Here is a 15,616-nt window from a genome sequence, read left to right as displayed (position 1 = left end):
CCCCGCTCGCGCAAGGATCGCGTCCTGATCGAGCGCGACCGTCTCCAGCGCGGGCCGCAACAGATCGAGATCCGATACCGGCAGTGTTGCCAGAAGGCAGTTAGGCATTCCGCCCGGACGCGTCACTGCAGATGACCCGCGGTGAGGCCCTTCATTCCGGGCGGGGCGGAGCGGCGGCCTTAACATATGTTTAGATCTGCTGTCGCTACTCGCGCTGAGATCCAACTCACTCGCAAACTCGGATATTCCAACTGGACGTCGGCTCAAGCGTGAGTCCTCATCGACACGAACGGATCAATTTTTAGGGGCTTGCGCCGCGACATGCGCACGGCGAGTAAGGGAAGAGAGTCAGTGCAAGCGGCAGTCTCGATGCAATTGCAGCGCGAAAATACGGAAGCTGCAAAAGGTGCTCTTCTCCACCGGCGTTGCGTAGCACCGATCTTCGGTTCCACCCATGTCGAAGATGAGGGTCAGCCAGCCTTTGGCGCATCCGGGTCTCATACAATTGTTATAATTGGACCAGCGCGTCGATCGATAGCGAACAGTGCTGACGGCTGATGGACTAGCCGTTCCCCGCGTTGGCACGATGGCGTTCTGATCGCCAAGAGGCAACAGATTTAGCTGGCTTCCGGTTATGGCCCTTCGCGTCATTTCGCTGCAGTGCGGTAACCGTGTCGCTTTAGGAACAGAGCGGACATCGCTTCTGTACGTCACGCGACCGGTTCTATGAGTACACTAACCGCGCGCCAGCTGGATAACCTCCGATGGCGCGCGAATGAAGTTAGCCCAGTCGCTCATGAGCGCCCGCCGTTTCTCGAGCTTAGCTCCGCGCTGGTACGCGGCGGTCGTCTCGCTTTTGTATTTGTGCGCCAGAGCCGCTTCGCGCACGCCGTCCGGGTAGTCTGTGCATTCCTCGGCCCAGGTCGCGAACGTCGCGCGGAAGCCGTGCACGGTGACGTGCCCGTAGCCCATGCGATCGAGGACCGCGAGCATCGCGTTCTCGGAAAACTCCTGGCCATCCGGATTGGTGAAGATCAGCTCGCTCTGCTGGCCTTTGCTGAGCTCGTCGAGCACGTCGAGCGCCGGCTGAGAGAGCGGGACGCAGTGGTCCTGGTCCATCTTCATCCGCTCGCCGGGGATCCTCCAGACCGGACCGGTTGGAAAGGTCCGATCGATCTCAGACCATTTGGCGCCGACGATTTCGTTCGTGCGGCACACGGTGAAGATCAGAAAGCGCAGCGCCACCGCGGCGCGGGCCTCGGCCGTGCGGAGCTCGCTCATAAACTGCGCCGCATCGGCATAGGGCAGGGCCGGATGGTGACGAATGACGCGCTTGGGCCGCTTCGGAAGCTTTTCGCGGAGCTGCTTGGTCAGCTCGGCCGGATTGCGGAAATCGGGATCGTCGATGTTCGCGTTCTTGGCGATGATCGTCTCGATTCGGCCGCGCACCCGGTTGGCGGTCTCGCGCTTGGTCACCCAGATGGGCTCGAGCAATTCGTGGATGTGGCTCGGCTTGATCTCCGCGATCGTCAGCTTCCCGATAGTGGGGTAGGCGTAGCGCTTAAGCGAGGAGGGCCATTGGTCGCGGTGCTTCTCGCTCCAGGTCGACCATTGCGCGCGGATATAGACCTCGGCGCACTCCTCGAATGTCGGCGCCGCGTTCTGCGCTTCTGCCGCCTTCGCCTCTTGGCGGGCCTCACGGCGTTCCTGCACGATGTCTACACCAGCGGTGTTGCGATCACCCTTCACGCGCAGGCGAGCTGCGTCGCGTGCGAGGCGAGCGTTTTTGAGGGATATGTCCTTGAAGGAACCCAGGCCGTGCCACCGCTCCTTGCCGTCCTTCCAATAACGATAGGACCAGCTCTTCGCCGCGGGGCCGGTGACGATCAGGTAGAGTCCGTCGCCGTCGGCATACTTGCCGGGCTTCGTTTCGCGTTCGACGTCGAGCGGCTTCAGCTTTCCAGCCATGTGTTCCTCCGATCAAAACCATCCTCCGAACCTACGGTCCCAAGCTACGGTTTGCGCTTTGATTGTGAGGAACGACGGCGAACAGCCTGCCGACGAAAGCGCTGATTTTACTGGGGATTCCGAACAGTGGAGAACAACGGAGAACACTGTACTGGCGGAAGGGGTGGGATTCGAACCCACGGTACCCTTGCGGGCACGCCGGTTTTCAAGACCGGTGCCTTAAACCACTCGGCCACCCTTCCAAACCAATGTTTTCAAGTGCTTAGCGGGACGTTTCAATGGAACAAACCGCGAAATCGGCACCCGATTGGCAGCCTGGCGATTCAGCGCCGCGTTGATCGCCGCTGCCACCTGCCGTCGTCCTTTCTGAACAAATGGGCGTAGATGCGCAAGGTGATATCAGGCTTGGCGTGCCCGAGACGCTTGGAAATTGTGACCGCATCCACGCCGGCACGGAGCAACTGGCAGGTCGCTCCATGCCTTGGAGTAGCGCTTGGTGCCGCTTTCGGTTCGTCGATCAGACGCCCGCTGGCCCTTGCGAGACATCGATCACGTGGCGCTCGCTGCCAACGGTGATGACGATGGTGTAGGTCTTCGCTCCGCCGCTCTGGTCGGTCGGCGGTGCCAAGTGTAGCTGGCCGCCGTACCATTCACCCGACATCAGAGTATTGTCCTTGATGACGGCTTGTTCCAGCGCAGCCATATTGCGCTGGCCGGTTTCGATCGTGGCTTCGATCATCGCCTCATTCTGTGCCGCAGCGTTTTCCCGGGCGATCGCTGCAGCGGTCGGACTGTAGAAAGTGCCGGTGCGACCGGAGGGCGTCCTGTAGTGACCATGGCCAGCCTGTGAGGCGCTATACGCATTACCGGCGGCCGCAAGACCGGTGAAGATAGCGGCCGCTACTTGGCGGTTCTTCTCCTCCTGGATCAGCATCTCGTAGGTGACGACCTGCATGCCGAAATCCTGTCCGCCGACATGCTGGACGGCCTCGACCTGGGCCACGCGGAAGTCGACGGGCTGACGTCCGAGATTGTTGATGCCGACCACAAATACAGGTCGCCCGTTGGCCTGAAGCTGCCGCGCCGCTGGACGGACCAGCACCAGCGAATTCTTCTGCCGCGACACCAGCGCGGGCTGGCCGTCGCGCATCAAGGCCTGCTGTTGCGGGTTCGACGTCTTGAATGAAACGGTTTCGCCGGCCGAGACACAACCCGCCAGCGTGGCGCACAACGCCACGATCGATAATTTACGCATTGGAATTCCCCCAAACCTGCCATACCCAAAGCCCAACCGGCGCGCGAGATCAAGAGAGCGGTGGTCTCTATGGCGTGGAGTAATGCGCGTAAGCCTCGCTAAGGAGCTTGCGCAGTTCGTCTCAGGCTGGGAGGCGAAGATCAAGGACGGTCTGGCGACCGCCGCGCAGGGAAGGCGAGATCAAAAAAACTGTGCGAAAACTGCAAAGGCCGCGCACGTCGAAACGAGAGCGCAGCACGATCGGCCCGGAATGCCCCGGGGAGGCGTGGCCTTAGCCTAGCTCAGCGCGAAGGCCAGCAGGCTCGAGCACAGCAGCACGAAGCTTGCTGCTGTGAGCGTCAGGAATCCGTCGGAGACCAAGTCGTGTTTGCGCATGATGCACCTGCTACACTCCGATGCTCGTCCGAATCTATTAAAGCTTTACGAACTTACCTTTCGGGAAAGAGGTGATGCGTCTTTCCATTTCGCGTTGAGCTTTACGCCCGGGTGCGAAAACCCTCATAGGCATGGGCCAGAAAGATCCCCGCGCTCACCAGGCCCATCACCGCCGTAACCGTCTCGATCATTTCAGAACTTCCTTTGCGCCCCCTGCGCACGAGGGAGAGAACGACTGCGGCCTTGCACAGTCAAAAGAATCCTGCCGGCAACGCTGCGATCGGCCGTGAAGTGATGATTTGCTGCAACAGATGTGTGAAAGTGGGACAGCTTTGCCCGTAGAATGCCGGGGAGGGCGCAACTGAGAATTTACCATGGTTCGGCTCTCCCCATTTCCGCCGTGTTCCGGTTGCGATATCCTCACGTTCTGATGCGGAAGGTGGGCCGCATCGTGGGGATCAGTGACGCGAAGAGGCCTCGCAAGTGGGCACGCGTCCGGTAGCGTGGTAGTTGGGGTCGATGGGGAAGCGGCAATATCCGATTCGAGCGATGGCGCGGGGGGTGGCTGCGGTCGCGACTTGCCTGGTGCTCGCCAACTGCGCCTCCTCGAACAAGTTCGCGAGCCGCGTCGATCCGAAATACGGCGTTTCCGCAAGCCCGCGCGTGGTTGCTTTCGGCGACCCGGTGCCGAAGGGCGGCGGGACCTATCGGGTCGGCAAGCCCTACATGGTGGCCGGGCGCATGTATATGCCGGAGGAAGACGCCAACTACCGCGCGGAGGGGATGGCCTCCTGGTATGGCGATGATTTCCACGGTCGGCTGACCGCCAATGGCGAAGTGTTCGACATGGCCTCGCTGACCGCCGCTCATCCGACGCTGCCCATGCCCTCCTATGCGCGGGTGACGAATTTGCGGAACGGCAAGTCGCTGATCGTGCGCGTCAACGACCGCGGCCCCTATCACGGCAACCGCCTCATCGACGTCTCGAACAAAGCCGCTGAACTGCTTGAATTCAAAGGCCATGGCGTGGCCCGTGTCCGCGTTGAATATGTTGGGCGGGCGCCGCTGGAAGGCTCCGACGACCGCCAGTTGATGGCGACGCTGCGCAGCGGCGTGCCGGCGCCGTCGCCGTCCACGGTCCGGATCGCCTCGGCCCGGCCGTTCGTGCCTGACATGTCGTCCTCGGCTGGCCACATCCGCGGCGAAGTTCCGCTGCCCGAGGGACGGCCCTATTCGCTGGGCAATACGTCGGCCGATCACGCCTCGACCAATGCGACCTCGGAAATGTCCGCCTCCAGCCGTGGGCGCGGGCGGGGCACCGCGAATCTGCGGCAGGTGTCATATGACGCCAATGGCAGCTCTGCGAGCGATGCCGGCTCGGCCTATGTCCCGATCGATCCGCGCGGTCCGGCGGAAGTGCTGAGCGGTCGCGGGCTGTACTAAAATCAACAGCTTCACGCGCTTATCTTAAGAAACCCGATCAGCGTCGGCTGCAGCCTCGAGCCGTTCAGGCGTACGCGTTTCCGCCGTCTTTGCCGGATTTGCTTCAAGGAACCGACGCGGCTTCCGCGATAGGATCATTTTCACTGCGGGAGTGCGCGCCGGCTACGGCCTTGCGGCCAAAACCTCAGTTGTTTGCGGTACTTCCAACTGGTAGAAGGTCCCCGTTTCAGGACATCGCCGATGATCGCTGCTTCTCGATCCGCTTTCCCGGCGCGCCGGCCCTGGTGTTCACCTTGGCGCGCGCTGACGGCGGCTGCGGTCGCGCTTGCGATCGGCTGCGGCACCGCGGTCTATGCCGCCAATAACAGCGTGCAAGGCGCCAAGAAAGAGGAGGGCGGGTTTGACGGCGATGCGCCGACCGCGATCCTGATCGAGGCGTCCTCGGGCAGCGTGCTTTTCGAGAAGAACGCCGACGAGCTCCGCGCGCCCTCGAGCATGATGAAGCTGATGACGGCGGAAGTCGTCTTCAACGCCCTCAAGAACGGCGACATCAAGCTGACCGACGAATACAAGATAAGCGAATACGCTTGGCGAAGGGGCGGAGCGCCCTCCGGCAGCTCGACGATGTTCGCCGCCATCCACAGTAAGGTCTCGGTCGACGACCTCTTGCACGGGGCGATCATCCAGAGCGGCAACGACTCCTGCATCGCGCTCGCCGAGGGCATCGCCGGCACCGAGCGCGAGTTTGCGGCCGACTTCATGACCAAGCGCGCCCGGGAGCTGGGGCTGACCAAATCGACCTTCGCCAATTCCAACGGCCTGCCTGACCCCGGCAACAAGATGACCGTCCGCGAGCTGGCGAAGCTCGCGCGCCATATCATCCTGACCTATCCCGACATGTACAAGCTGTTCGGCGAGAAGGAATTCACCTGGAACAAGATCCGTCAGCTCAACCGCAATCCGCTGTTGAACTCGCTGAGCGGCGCCGATGGCCTGAAGACCGGCTACACCAAGGAAGGCGGCTACGGCATGGTCGGCTCGGCCGTGCAGAACGACACGCGGCTGATCGTGGTGGTCAACGGGCTGGAGGACGCCGATGACCGCGCAAGCGAAGCCAAGAAGATGCTGGAATGGGGCTTCCGCAGCTTCGAGACCCGCACGCTGATCGCCGCCAACCAGACCATCGGCTACGCCCGGGTGTTCGGCGGGGAAAGCCGCTCGGTGAAGCTGACGAGCCCCGAACCGATCAAGGTGATGGTGTCGAAGAACGGCAATGAGAAGCTGCTCGCGCGCGTGGTCTATAACGGCCCGGTGCGGGCGCCGATCCAGGCCGGGCAACAGATCGGCGTCGTCAGGGTCTGGCGGAGCGGCAATCTCGCCGTGGAAACGCCGGTCTATGCGGCGGACGCGATCGGCACGGGATCGACCGTGCGCCGGGCGCTCGACGGCGCCCAGGAGCTGGTCATCGGCATGTTCCGCGCCGGCGTCGAGAAGCTCTGATATGGCAAAGGCGAGGGCCAAACGACCATCCTTGCGCGGGCGTTTCATCACGTTCGAAGGCGGCGAGGGGTCCGGAAAATCCACACAGATCAAGCGGCTCGCCGAGCGGCTGAACGGGACCAAGCTGCGCACCATCGTCACCCGCGAGCCCGGCGGCTCGCCGGGCGCCGAGATCATCCGCCATCTGCTGCTGTCGGGCATGGGCAAGCTGCTCGGGCCCGACGCCGAGACGCTGCTGTTCGCGGCCGCGCGCGATGATCACGTCCGCACCGTGATCCGGCCAGCGCTGAATCAGGGCATCTGGGTGCTCTGCGACCGCTTCTTCGATTCGACGCGCGTCTATCAGGGCCGGCTCGGACAGGTGCCGCCCGGCCTCGTCAGCGCCATGCAGCGCGTCACCATCGGCGACCTCAAGCCGGATCTCACCTTCATCCTCGACGTGCCCGTGGAAGTCGGCCTGAAGCGGGCGGCGGCACGGCGCGGCAGCGCGGCGCCCGACCGCTTCGAGTCCGAGGACGTTCAGTTCCATCAGGATTTGCGCGAGGCGTACCGGCAGCTCGCGGTCGAAGACCCGCAGCGCTGCCTGCTGATCGATGCCGATGCCGACGCCGATGCGGTCGCCGAGCGCATCTGGCATGTGTTGCGCGAGCGCCTCCTCACAGCAATTCCGGCGGCGAGCCACGCATGAGCGCGCGCAAGGTCGAGCAGGAGATCGCGGTCCGGCATCCGCGCGAGATGCCCGATTTCTTCGGGCATCGCGAGGCGGAGACCGCGCTGCTCGCGGCCTATCGCTCGGGCCGCATTCCGCACGCCTGGCTGATCGGCGGCACGGCCGGCATCGGGAAGGCGACGCTGGCCTATCGCATGGCGCGCTTCGTGCTGGCGCACCGCGATCCGCTCGCGCCTTCTGTGCAGCAGGCGGAGACGCTGGCGGTCGATCCGCAGGATCCGGTGGCACGGCAGGTCGCGGCGGGTGCTCATGGCGGGCTGTTGGTGCTGGAGCGCGGGCTCAACGACCGCGGCGTGCTGCGGACGGTGATCACGGTCGACGAGACCCGCGAAACCATCTCGTTCTTCGGCTCGACGGCTGCGGTCGAGGGCTGGCGCGTTTGCATCGTTGATACCGTCGACGAGCTCAATCCGAATGCGGCCAATGCGCTCCTGAAGATTCTCGAGGAGCCGCCGCAGCAATCGCTGTTCCTTTTGGTCAGCCACGCGCCGTCGCGGGTGCTGCCGACGATCCTGTCCCGCTGCCGTAAATTGCTGCTCAGGCCGCTCGATACCGATGACGTGATCCACGCCGCTTCCGCGGCCGCCGAAATGGCACCCGACGATCCGGCGCTGATCGAGGCCGCCGCAGCGGCGGAGGGGAGCGTGGCGCGGGCGCTGAACCTTCTCGGCGGCGACGCGCTGAAGCTGCAGCAGAAGACCGCGGCGCTGCTTGCGACATTGCCGCAGGTCGATCCACGCGAACTGCATGCGCTCGCGGATTCGCTGGGCCTCAGCGATCGCGTGGCGCTCGCGGCCTTCATCGAGGGCGTCGAACGCTGGATCAGCGACAGACTGCGCACGGGCGATCCCAACGCCAATTTGCCGCGCCTTGCACGGCTGGCGGAGGTATGGGAAAAGATCGTCCTCGCCGCGCGCGACACCGAAGCATACAATCTGGAACGCAAACCGCTGGTGTTCTCGGTGTTTTCGATGCTCGCGGAAGCCGTGCGGTAATCCGCCGTTTCACCAATCCCGATCATTTTCGCTTGAACTGCACCTTGAGGAATTCGTTGTGGCTCGGAAAGCTTCGAAGAAGAAAAAGACGAAGAAGGCAGCACGTCGCGCCGCCGAGGCCGCGGTAAAAACGCGCACGAAAAAGAAGACGGCGACTTCGAAGAAGGCGAAAAAGACCGCCAAGACGGCCGTGAAGAAAGCTGCCAAGAAGAAAACCGCCGTCAAGAAAGCCGCGGGCAAGAAGGCAACTGCTAAGAAGGCAACGACCAAGAAGACGCCTGCCAAGACCAAGAAGCCCGCGAAAAAATCGGCAAAGAAAGCCACGAAGAAGACCGAGACAGAAAAGCCGGTTCCTGCTCCTGAGCAGGCCAGCACACCCGTGCCCGCGCCGGTGGCGAAGAAGGCGCCGAAGCCAAAGCCGAAGCGACCCGATCCCGCCGCCAACCCCGCGCCTGCGACCGATCGCGGCAACCTGTTCTACATCACGACCGCGATCGCCTATCCCAATGGCCAGCCGCATATCGGCCACGCCTATGAGGCGATCGCGACCGATGCGCTGGCGCGCTTCCAGCGGCTCGACGGCAAGGACGTGTTCTTCCTGACCGGCACCGACGAGCACGGCCAGAAGATGATCCAGACCGCGCAAGGCGAGGGACTGACGCCCCACGAACTCGCGACCCGCAACGCCGCCCGCTTCAAGGAAATGGACGAGCGGCTGAACGTCTCGTTCGACCGTTTCATCCGCACCTCCGAACCGGCGCACCACCGTTCGGTGCAGGCGATCTGGGATCGCATGCTGGCGAATGGCGACATCTATCTCGACAGCTATTCCGGCTGGTACTCGGTGCGCGACGAGGCCTATTACGCCGAGGACGAGACCGTCGTCGGCGAGGACAATGTCCGCCGCGGACCGCAGGGCACGCCGGTCGAGTGGGTCGAGGAGAAGAGCTACTTCTTCAAGCTCTCCGCGTACCAGGACAGACTGCTTCATCTCTACGAGAGCCAGCCCGATTTCATCGGGCCGGACTCGCGTCGCAATGAAGTCATGAGCTTCGTCAGGAGCGGGCTGAGGGATCTCTCGATCTCGCGCACGACGTTCGACTGGGGCGTCAAGGTGCCCAATGATCCCGAGCATGTGATGTATGTCTGGGTCGACGCGCTCACCAACTACATCACCGGCGTCGGCTATCCCGACGAGAACGATACAAACTGGCGCTATTGGCCGGCGGATGTGCACATCATCGGCAAGGACATCATCCGCTTCCACGCGGTGTATTGGCCCGCTTTCCTGATGTCGGCCGGCATCCCCGTGCAGAAGCGCGTCTATGCCCACGGCTTCCTGTTCAGCAGGGGCGAGAAGATGTCGAAGTCGGTCGGCAATGTCGTCGATCCCTTCAACCTCGCGGACCAGTATGGCGTCGATCAGATGCGCTATTTCTTCCTGCGCGAGGTGCCATTCGGGCAGGACGGCAATTACAGCCACGAGGCCATCGTCGCGCGCATCAATGCCGACCTTGCTAACGATCTCGGCAATTTGGCGCAGCGCTCGCTGTCGATGATCGCCAAGCAGCTCGACGGCGTGCTGCCGGAGCCCGGCGAGTTCTCGGACAATGACAAGGCGATCCTGGCGCAGGCAGATAACATGCTGGAGGCGTCGCGAAATGCGATGGCGACCCAGCAGATCCACCAATGGCTGAACACGGTGTGGGCCGTGGTGGCCGAAGCCAACCGCTACTTCGCGGGCGAAGCGCCATGGGCGCTGGCCAAGACCGATCCTATCAGGCAGAAGACGGTGCTGTATGTGACCGCGGAGGTCGTGCGCCAGATCGCGATCCTGACGCAGCCGGTGATGCCGGAAGCCTCGGCCAAGCTGCTCGACAGTCTGGGTATTCCCAGGGACGATCATAAGTCGCGCCAATTCGCAGCCTTTGGCGAGCGGCTCAAGCCGGGCGTCCAATTGCCGCCGCCGGTCGGCGTGTTCCCGCGCTACGTCGAACCAAAGACCGATTGAGCGGTTGGAAGGACATGCTGGTCGACAGCCATTGCCACCTGGATTTTCCTGACTTTGCCGAGGATCTCGACGCCATCGTCGCGCGGGCCGAGGGCGCGGGCGTGGGGCGCATGGTCACGATCTCGACCCGGGTGCGGCGGCTCGATGGGCTGCTTATGATCGCCGAGCGTTTTCCGAACGTCTATTGCTCGGTCGGCACGCATCCGCATCAGGCCGACGAGGAAGACGGCATTGCGCCGGCCGAACTGATCGAGCTGACCAGGCATCCGAAGGTCGTGGCGCTCGGCGAGGCCGGGCTCGACTACTTCTACCAGCACGGTTCGCGCGAGGCGCAGGAGCGCGGCTTCCGCGCGCATATTTCCGCTGCACGCGCCACCGGCCTGCCGCTCGTGATCCACACCCGCGAGGCGGACGAGGATTGCGGCCGCATTCTGGAAGACGAGGTGGCGAAGGGACCGTTCAAGGCGGTGCTGCATTGCTACACCGGCGGGCGTGAGCTCGCGATGAAAGCGATTTCGCTTGGCCTGTCGATCTCGTTCACGGGCATCCTGACCTTCAAGAAATCGGAGGCGTTGCGGGCGCTCGCGGCCGAACTGCCTGATGATCGCATCATGGTCGAGACCGACTCGCCGTATCTCGCGCCCGGCAAATTCCGCGGCAAGCGCAACGAGCCTTCTTACGTGGTCGAGGTCGCCAAGGTCCTCGCCGAGACGCGCGGCGTTTCACTGGAGGAAATTTCGCGGCAGACCACCGAAAACTTCTTCCGACTCTTCTCGAAAGTGCCGGCTCCGAAAGAGGCGGCATGACGATCACGTTGACGATTTTGGGCTGCGGCTCCTCCGCCGGCGTGCCGCGCCCGGCGCTCGGTTGGGGCGCCTGCGATCCGAACAATCCGAAGAACCGCCGCCGCCGCTGCTCGCTGCTGGTCGAGCGCAACGGCGCGCACGGCACCACGCGGATCGTGGTCGACACCTCGCCCGACCTGCGTGAGCAACTGATCGACGCCAACGTCGATCACATCGACGCGGTCTTCCTCACGCATGAGCACGCCGACCAGACCCATGGCATCGACGACCTGCGCTCGGTGGTGATGCATCAGCGCCGACGCATTCCGGTCTACTTCAACCAGTCGACCGCCAAGGACATCATGGCGCGGTTCTCCTATTGCTTCATCTCGCCCGAGGGCAGCGACTATCCGCCAATCTTGACGCGTCACGGTATCGAGGCGGGCGAGAGCCACACGACCGAGGGGAAGGGCGGTCCGGTCAAGCTTTCCGCCTTCCTGGTCCAGCACGGCAGGATTCCCGCGCTCGGCTTTCGCGTCGGCAATGCCGCCTACACGCCCGACCTGCACGACATTCCCAAGGAAAGCTGGCCGGCGCTGGAGAACCTCGATCTCTGGATCGTCGACGGATTGCGCTATGTGACGCATTCCAGCCATTTCAGCGTGGCCGATGCGCTGTCATGGATTGACCGCTTCAAGCCGAAGCGCGCCGTCATCACCAATATGCACGCCGACCTCGACTATGAGGCGTTGCGGCAAAAGCTCCCCGCCGGTGTGGTGCCGGCGTATGACGGCATGCGGCTGGTGTTGGACAAAGCGGGATGAGCTGAGGTCATTCCGGGATGGTCCGAAGGACCAGACCTCAGGTGCGCAATTGCGCGTCGGGGAATCTCGAGATTCCGGGTTCGATGCTACGCATCGCCCCGGAATGACCGCCAGTTACGCCGTGATCGCCTTTGCTGATCCGACCTGGTTGCGCAGCATGAATTTCTGGATCTTGCCGGTCGAGGTCTTCGGAATCGGGCCGAACACGACCGCCTTCGGCGTCTTGAAGCCGGACATCTGCTCGCGGCAGAAGGCGATGATCTCTGCCTCCGTCGCCTGCGCACCTTCCTTGAGCTCGACGAAGGCGCAGGGCACTTCGCCCCATTTCGGGTCGGGCTTGGCGACCACTGCCGCAAACAGCACCGCGGGGTGCTTGTAGAGGATGTCCTCGACCTCGACCGAGGAGACGTTCTCGCCGCCGGAGATGATGATGTCCTTGGAGCGATCTTTGATGATGACGTAGCCGTGCTGATCGAGCACGCCGAGATCGCCGGTGTGGAACCAGCCGCCGGCGAAGGCTTCCTGCGTCGCCTTCTCGTTCTTCAGATAGCCCTTCATCACGATGTTGCCGCGGAACATGACTTCGCCGATGGTCTCGCCGTCGCGCGGCACGGGCTGCATCGTGGCCGGATCGAGCACGGTGACGGCCTCCTCGAGCGGGTAGGGCACGCCCTGTCGCCGTTTCATCTGAGCGCGCTGCGGGGCGGGCAATTCGTCCCAGCCGGGCTGCTCGGCGCAGACGGAGGCGGGGCCATAGACTTCGGTCAGGCCATAGACATGGGTGAGCTTGATGCCGATCCGCTCGGCGCCTTCGAGCACGGCGACCGGCGGGGCGGCGCCTGCGATCAATCCGATCACGGGCTTTGCGCGCCCGCCCTTCGGCGCGTCCGGCGCATTGATCAGCACGTTGTAGACGATCGGCGCGCCGCACATGTGGGTGACGCCGTGTGTTGCGATCAGTTCGAAGATCCTGGTGGGCTCGACCTTGCGCAGGCAGACATTGACGCCTGCGGCGGCTGCTATGGTCCAGGGAAAGCACCAGCCGTTGCAGTGGAACATCGGCAGTGTCCAGAGATAGACGGGACGCTGGCCGAGATTGCCGGCCAGAATGTTGCTGACGGCGTTGAGATAGGCGCCGCGGTGATGCGTCACCACGCCCTTGGGATTACCCGTGGTCCCTGACGTATAGCTGAGCGCGATCGCTTCCCATTCGTCGTCAGGCCGACGCTCGACAAAGGCGGGATCGCCCAGCGCGAGCGCCGCTTCATATTCGATCTCGCCGATGCGCTGGCCGCCATCGAACGATGCATCATCGACGTCGATGACGAAAGGCTTGGGACCTTTCATCTGCGGCAGCGCGTCGGCGATGACGTCGGCGAATTCGGGATCGACCAGGATGATCCTGGCGCCGCCATGATCGAGCTGGAACGCGATCGACGGCGCGTCGAGCCGGATGTTCAACGTGTTCAAGACCGCGCCGGTCATCGGCACCGCGAAATGCAGTTCGTTCATCGCGGGGATGTTCGGCAGCATCGCCGCAACGGTATCGCCAACCCCGATGCCGCGGCTGGCGAGATAGGACGCGAAGCGCCGGCAGCGATCGTAAGTCTCGGCCCAGGTGAAGCTACGGCCTTCATAGACGGTGCTGACATGGTCGGGATAGATGGCGGCCGAACGCGCCAGGAAGCTGAGCGGCGTCAGCGGCACGTAGTTGGCCGGTGTCTTGTCCAATCCGATATTGTACTGGTTTTGGGCTGCGCTCATGGCTGGATCCCATTAAAGATTAAAGTCTCACAAGAACCCGATGGAAATCCACGGGAAGACCGCGACGATGATCAATCCAACCATCAGCGCCAGAAGATAGCCCCAGATCGGTCTGATGCCTTCCGCCGGATCGACGCGCCCGATGGCGCAGGCCGCATAATAGCCGACGCCGAAGGGCGGTGCGAACAATCCGATGCCCATCGCCAGGATGATGATCATGGCATAGTGCACCTCGTGGACGCCGACGGCACGCGCAATCGGGAACAACAATGGCCCGAACAGCACGATCGCCGGTATCCCCTCGAGCACGCTGCCGAGGATCACGAATGCCAGGATCGACACCGCGATGAAGCTTGCCGAGCCGCCGGGGAGGCCAGTCATGGCCGCGGCGAGCGCCCGGGAGAAGCCGGACTGGGTGAGCCCCCAGGCCATCCCGGTTGCCGTGCCGATGATCAGGAGGATCGCACCCGACAGGCAAGCCGTCTCGACCAGCATTGGCACGAGTCGCCGCCAGTCGAAATTGCGGTAGATCAAAAGGCCATAGATGAAGAAGCCGACGATAAAGGCGTAGACGATGCCGATCGTAGAGACTTCCGTTGCGGTGGCGATGCCCTCGATGACGGCGTAGCGGATCACGAAAGGCAGGGCCAGCGCCGGCAGGGCGATGATGAGTGTCCGCCCAATCTCGGCGCCGCTCGCCCTCTTCACGTGCCGCAAGTCCTCCTTGCGGTAGCGCCACCAGACCAGCACCGACAGCGTGATCGCCAGCACCACGCCAGGCAGCAGGCCGCCGGTGAACAGTGCGGCGATCGAAACGCCGGTGACCGAGCCGATGGTGATCAGCACGAGGCTCGGCGGGATGGTTTCGGTCTGCGCGCCGGTGGCGGAGAGCAGGGCGACGAGATCGCCGGGACGGGCGCCGCGCGCCTTCATCTCCGGAAACAGCACCGGCGCGACGGCGGCCATGTCGGCGGCCTTGGAGCCGGAAATGCCGGAGACCAGATACATCGCGCCGACCAGCACGTAATGCAGTCCGCCACGGACATGACCGAGCAGGCTCGCCAGGAAGGCGACCATCGCCCGCGCCATGCCGGTCATCTCGATCAGAAGCCCCAGGAAGACGAACAGCGGCACCGACAACAGGATCAGATGGCTCATGCCCTCGTCCATGCGGCCAACCAGCACCATCAGCGGCGTGCTGGTGGTCAGCGCCAGATAGCCGTAGGTCGCAAGCCCGAACGCGAACGCGATCGGCACGCCGGCGAAGACCGAAAAGCCGGTGACGCCGACAAAGAAGATGATGAGATTGAGGTTGCCAAGCGGTCGCAAGACGCCCTTGAGCAGCCAGAATACGGCGATCACCGCCACTACCGATGCGATTGCGGCCAGCACCGTCCGCACATTGGCCGCGCGGGCGAGCCGCAGCAGCGCGAACAGCGCCATCAGGCCGATCCCGGTCGGCAGCGCCGCCGCCCGCCAGCTATTGAGGATCTGCAGCGCCGGCGTCGTGATGTAGCTTTCCTCGTAAGCGTATTCGTAGGCCGGCCAGGCGATCAGAAGCAGGAACGCCAGCGCCGCGGCGGTGGCGACGAGATCGAGATAGGACCGCAGCGCCGGACGCGCATTGGCGACGACGGCGGTCATCCGCATGTGCTCGGCGCGGCGGAACGCGACCGCAGCGCCCAGCATCGCCAGCCACAGGAACAGGATCGAGGCCAGTTCGTCCGACCAGATCAGCGGGCTGTGCAGCGCATAGCGAGCAACCACGCCGGCGAACAGGATCACGATCTCGGCTACGACCAATAGCGCCGCCGGGATCTCGACCAGCCGTCCGAGGGTGTGTTCGAGCGATTCCGTGAACGAACGGCGGCGAGGGGAGTGGTCCGCCTCGCCGGCCATGATCTCGCTCAGTTCGGCATGAGCCATCACGGCCCCCTGCACTAGAGATTATTGAGTTGGCGCGCTG

Annotated in this window: 11 protein-coding genes and 1 tRNA gene; 7 read left to right on the top strand and 5 right to left on the bottom strand. The window is 63.6% G+C overall.

The features are described 5' to 3' along the window. Positions 1–735: 735 nt before the first annotated feature. From ACZXDY_RS08045 to ACZXDY_RS08035, 3 genes are all read right to left on the bottom strand, one after another. Positions 736–1,968, bottom strand: a complete 1,233-nt coding sequence (locus ACZXDY_RS08045) for a tyrosine-type recombinase/integrase (RefSeq protein ID WP_464345102.1) — start codon at positions 1,966–1,968, stop codon at positions 736–738. A gap of 152 nt (positions 1,969–2,120) precedes the next feature. After that, positions 2,121–2,210 (bottom strand) — tRNA-Ser (locus ACZXDY_RS08040). 275 nt (positions 2,211–2,485) lie between these two features. Then, entirely contained in the window at positions 2,486–3,223 is a 738-nt protein-coding gene (locus tag ACZXDY_RS08035; protein WP_464345101.1) for a hypothetical protein, read from the bottom strand. Positions 3,224–4,147: 924 nt separating this feature from the next. On the opposite strand from ACZXDY_RS08035, the gene ACZXDY_RS08030 reads away from it, so the two are divergent. The 7 genes from ACZXDY_RS08030 to ACZXDY_RS08000 all read left to right on the top strand — a co-directional run bounded on the left by ACZXDY_RS08030 (position 4,148) and on the right by ACZXDY_RS08000 (position 11,886). Beyond that, positions 4,148–5,041, top strand: coding sequence for a septal ring lytic transglycosylase RlpA family protein (locus ACZXDY_RS08030; protein WP_464345100.1), 894 nt, complete (start codon positions 4,148–4,150; stop codon positions 5,039–5,041). A gap of 240 nt (positions 5,042–5,281) precedes the next feature. Further along, on the top strand, positions 5,282–6,541 hold the full coding sequence (locus ACZXDY_RS08025; RefSeq protein ID WP_464345099.1) for a D-alanyl-D-alanine carboxypeptidase family protein: 1,260 nt from the start codon (positions 5,282–5,284) through the stop codon (positions 6,539–6,541). A gap of 1 nt (position 6,542) precedes the next feature. After that, positions 6,543–7,229 (top strand): dTMP kinase, encoded by a 687-nt coding sequence (gene tmk, locus ACZXDY_RS08020; protein ID WP_464345098.1) that lies wholly within the window; start codon positions 6,543–6,545, stop codon positions 7,227–7,229. Continuing rightward, positions 7,226–8,266: a DNA polymerase III subunit delta' gene (locus ACZXDY_RS08015; RefSeq protein ID WP_028165674.1), complete on the top strand. Its 1,041-nt coding sequence runs from the start codon at positions 7,226–7,228 to the stop codon at positions 8,264–8,266. Before tmk ends, ACZXDY_RS08015 begins: the two co-directional genes overlap by 4 nt. Positions 8,267–8,324: 58 nt before the next feature. After that, positions 8,325–10,277: a methionine--tRNA ligase gene (metG, locus tag ACZXDY_RS08010; RefSeq protein ID WP_464345097.1), complete on the top strand. Its 1,953-nt coding sequence runs from the start codon at positions 8,325–8,327 to the stop codon at positions 10,275–10,277. Positions 10,278–10,291: 14 nt separating this feature from the next. Next, entirely contained in the window at positions 10,292–11,083 is a 792-nt protein-coding gene (locus ACZXDY_RS08005) for a TatD family hydrolase (RefSeq protein WP_464345106.1), read from the top strand. Next, on the top strand, positions 11,080–11,886 hold the full coding sequence (locus ACZXDY_RS08000) for an MBL fold metallo-hydrolase (RefSeq protein WP_464345096.1): 807 nt from the start codon (positions 11,080–11,082) through the stop codon (positions 11,884–11,886). Before ACZXDY_RS08005 ends, ACZXDY_RS08000 begins: the two co-directional genes overlap by 4 nt. A 114-nt stretch (positions 11,887–12,000) precedes the next feature. Here the strand turns inward: ACZXDY_RS08000 and ACZXDY_RS07995 are convergent, their stop codons facing one another. Both ACZXDY_RS07995 and ACZXDY_RS07990 read right to left on the bottom strand, forming a co-directional pair. Beyond that, on the bottom strand, positions 12,001–13,650 hold the full coding sequence (locus ACZXDY_RS07995) for an acyl-CoA synthetase (RefSeq protein WP_464345095.1): 1,650 nt from the start codon (positions 13,648–13,650) through the stop codon (positions 12,001–12,003). A 27-nt stretch (positions 13,651–13,677) separates the two neighbouring features. Further along, positions 13,678–15,576 carry a TRAP transporter large permease gene (locus ACZXDY_RS07990; RefSeq protein WP_464345094.1) on the bottom strand — a complete coding sequence of 633 codons (1,899 nt, stop codon included), beginning with the start codon at positions 15,574–15,576 and terminating at the stop codon, positions 13,678–13,680. Between the last annotated feature and the right edge of the window lie 40 nt (positions 15,577–15,616).

The organism is Bradyrhizobium sp. LeoB3 (assembly GCF_055456055.1).
Note: the sequence above shows the minus strand (reverse complement) of the source record. Positions and strands in the feature narration are given on the sequence as shown.

What these genes read in the sequence shown, in the direction of transcription:
- ACZXDY_RS08045 (WP_464345102.1), bottom strand. Translation starts at nt 1,968, where the DNA reads ATGGCTGGAAAGCTGAAGCCGCTCGACGTCGAACGCGAAACGAAGCCC.
- ACZXDY_RS08035 (WP_464345101.1), bottom strand. Translation starts at nt 3,223, where the DNA reads ATGCGTAAATTATCGATCGTGGCGTTGTGCGCCACGCTGGCGGGTTGT.
- ACZXDY_RS08030 (WP_464345100.1), top strand. Translation starts at nt 4,148, where the DNA reads ATGGCGCGGGGGGTGGCTGCGGTCGCGACTTGCCTGGTGCTCGCCAAC.
- ACZXDY_RS08025 (WP_464345099.1), top strand. Translation starts at nt 5,282, where the DNA reads ATGATCGCTGCTTCTCGATCCGCTTTCCCGGCGCGCCGGCCCTGGTGT.
- tmk (WP_464345098.1), top strand. Translation starts at nt 6,543, where the DNA reads ATGGCAAAGGCGAGGGCCAAACGACCATCCTTGCGCGGGCGTTTCATC.
- ACZXDY_RS08015 (WP_028165674.1), top strand. Translation starts at nt 7,226, where the DNA reads ATGAGCGCGCGCAAGGTCGAGCAGGAGATCGCGGTCCGGCATCCGCGC.
- ACZXDY_RS08005 (WP_464345106.1), top strand. Translation starts at nt 10,292, where the DNA reads ATGCTGGTCGACAGCCATTGCCACCTGGATTTTCCTGACTTTGCCGAG.
- ACZXDY_RS08000 (WP_464345096.1), top strand. Translation starts at nt 11,080, where the DNA reads ATGACGATCACGTTGACGATTTTGGGCTGCGGCTCCTCCGCCGGCGTG.
- ACZXDY_RS07995 (WP_464345095.1), bottom strand. Translation starts at nt 13,650, where the DNA reads ATGAGCGCAGCCCAAAACCAGTACAATATCGGATTGGACAAGACACCG.
- ACZXDY_RS07990 (WP_464345094.1), bottom strand. Translation starts at nt 15,576, where the DNA reads ATGGCTCATGCCGAACTGAGCGAGATCATGGCCGGCGAGGCGGACCAC.